Genomic DNA, 2,711 nt, shown 5'->3' on the forward strand with positions numbered 1-2,711 from the left:
GCGGCTAGAGCCGGAAGCCGAGGTTTTTCTGGTGAGCTGGACTTAAGCACCAGTATGTTTTTCTCCATGTAAGCCTTTCCATGAGCAATCATTTCCGCATCATAACGACAGGGTTGTGGCCCGCATAAAACTTGTAAATGTGGGTGGATTATAGAGCCACCCGAATAAGGCATATAATTCCAATTTACTGAACCGTAGCGGCCACGTTCAGGATCATAAGCTTCAACTAATTTTAAAAAATCCAGTGCTGCGCGTAAGCTCTCGACGATAATATCAGCTGTTAATGCGGTCATGGAAAGGTAATGATCAGGTCCCATAACTGTTACTCCGGCGTAAATCTCGTAAGGCGTCAGGTTTGGTACTACCACTGCCTGACCGTATTTCAACCGACCTTCGGGTATCATATTCTCGGGGAAACGGGGTGTGGCCTTTTCCAGGTTTTCAGGGCAAAAGGGACAGAATTTTTGTCTGGACTCTTCTACAAAGGGTGTCCAGTCATGGCGGGGTAACTTACGGTTGCGCAAAGGTAAAATACGCACCCTCTGGCCGGTTAAGGGATCGTACCTGATTTCACTCGAGATGCTGGTCAGGGCAAAATTGTGAAAAGGATTTTTAAATTGTGTTTCATTAATTATTTTGCGCAGTTCAATAGCCATAAAAAGGAGCCCGTCCAACTAATCCCTGAACAGATTGACCGTTTCAGGGATAACTTTTGCTACGGGCTTTTACCCCCCTTTCGCAAAACTTTGAGTCTTATTTTAGCAATAAAATCCAATTTTGTCATCTTGTTTTTTGAGTCCGGAGTCTGGCTATTAATGATACAATGGCGATAGGCCGTGTAAAATTTCAGTAGGCACCAGAAGGGGATCAGCTCCCTGAAAAAGAAATGAGACCTCACGCGCCCAAAAAACACCAAAAATCAAGCTAAAGGAGTGTGAGGTCTCATGCTAAATATTCGTCAAATAGTGGGTGCAGTCCTTCTTTTCGTTAAGGGTCTGATTGAATTACTTGGTAGGTGCAAGGACTTCTATGAACTTGAAAAAGGTATCCATGAGCTTTGTCAGAAGGTCTGCAACCAAATATTCACCTGGGCACTGGAACAACTCGATACCCGCCTGATGAATGAACGTGACCGGAGTACCTGGAGGGTGGTCGGGTTTCGGGATAAAACAGCCATCAGCACCTTTGGGGAATTTCTCTACAAAAGGCGCCTGTACAAAAACAAAAAAACCGGGGAAACCAGCTTCTTTTTAGATGAGCTGTTGGGCTGGCCGAAGCGGGCCACGATTACCCCTCGCCTAAAAGAACTGGCTGTCAAACTAAGCACTGAGCTTCCCTTTGACCGGGCGGCGGAAATTTTGAGCTACCTTGTTCCCGGGGTAAGTTCCATGACCATCTGGCAGGCCACCCAGGAAGTAGGCGAAGTTCTCCAACGCGAAGGCCAAGAAAAAAGAGCAGCAGTTTTTGAAGACGGCGAAGCTCCCGGAGGGAAAGAAGTGGCGCCGGAGCTGTGTATTGAAGCCGACGGGGTGATAATCCGCCTGCAAAGGGCAAAGCAGAAACGAGGAGAAATCAAACACATAGTAGCTTACGAGGGTAAGGAGCAAATAGACCGGGATCGCTTCGCCCTGAAAAACAAGCTTGTATTAAGCAGCTTAAATGAAGGTGAGGCAGCCTGGGAAGAAGGTTATGCCGAGATCGGGGGGAAATGGGATTTAAGCCGGGTCCAGAAGATCTACATTGGCGGCGATGGGGCAGACTGGCCCAAGCAGGGAGTGGAATACTTCCCTGGCGCCGAATATCGCTTAGACCCATACCACCTGAGCAAGCATTTAACGGAAGCTCTCTGGTATGATGAAGAAACCTTTCGGAAAGTAGCCGCAGCTATTTCCCGGGGTAACTGGCAGGAAACCCAGGGGATTCTAACGATCGCGGCGAAAAAGACCCGAGGTAACCGGAAGAAGAGGATCACCAAGCTTTTGCAGTATCTTGAGGAAAACTGGGTGGGGATTGTTGCCTCGGCGGGAGCAAAACGCCTGGGCACCATTGAAGGGCAGATACAACACAACGTAGCCCGGCGGATGAAACGCCTGGGAGCCCGGTGGACCATTAACGGTGGGGACCGGATGGCCCGGATTTTGGCCGCTAAGGCAAACGGGAAGCTTGATAATTATGTTTTGCGCTGGCCGGTGAAACACGAAAAGCTGAGGGAATTAGCGCAGTTAAAGCCAGTGGAAAAACAAAAAGCCGGGGATGTGGAAAAATGGTTGCAGGCGACATTACCGGCATTAAAGGGTCCTTTTGCCGACCGGCCGTGGGTTAAGTATGTTTTACGGGAACTTGCCCGGCCAGATTTTGCTGCCCTTATTGGCTAACCTGTTCCCTGGTGAGTCTCAGAGGGCTTAAAAGGCAGCGCCGTTAGGGGAGCCTTGACAGCCGGGGTCCCCGCAGGTGGTACAATGGTTTTTGCGACGGGGCGCTGGTATTATCTTTACCTGTTCCCCGGAGCCGCCCCGTCGGTGGGTTTGTCTGACCACCTGCGGGGTGGATGTCAAGGCCGCTGCCTTGAAGCTAATGCTTTTGAGCGGTGAGGTCTCATAACGGAAAGTTGTTGTGGAGATACCTACTGGATCTTGACACGGACAGAGTCGAGAAAGCTGTGTCAACGGACAGTGAAAATGTCACCTAAAAAAGGCTTTATCTGGACTGAG

Annotated in this window: 1 protein-coding gene and 1 pseudogene; one reads left to right on the forward strand and one right to left on the reverse strand. The window is 49.5% G+C overall.

All coding sequences use genetic code 11. The annotated features are described in order from the left end of the window. Window positions 1-656, reverse strand: a pseudogene (locus ACPLUI_RS01020) (hypothetical protein); the annotation flags it as partial. Between the two features lie 288 nt (window positions 657-944). Between ACPLUI_RS01020 and ACPLUI_RS01025 the strand changes: the two are divergent. Continuing rightward, window positions 945-2,375 carry an ISLre2 family transposase gene (locus ACPLUI_RS01025; protein ID WP_424658408.1) on the forward strand — a complete coding sequence of 477 codons (1,431 nt, stop codon included), beginning with the start codon at window positions 945-947 and terminating at the stop codon, window positions 2,373-2,375. Window positions 2,376-2,711: the final 336 nt, after the last annotated feature.

Source organism: Desulfofundulus sp., from assembly GCF_049701015.1.
Lineage (GTDB): Bacteria > Bacillota > Desulfotomaculia > Desulfotomaculales > Desulfovirgulaceae > Desulfofundulus.

Excerpts from the sequence above, each read along its gene's own strand:
- ACPLUI_RS01025 (WP_424658408.1), top strand. The coding sequence starts at position 945 with ATGCTAAATATTCGTCAAATAGTGGGTGCAGTCCTTCTTTTCGTTAAG.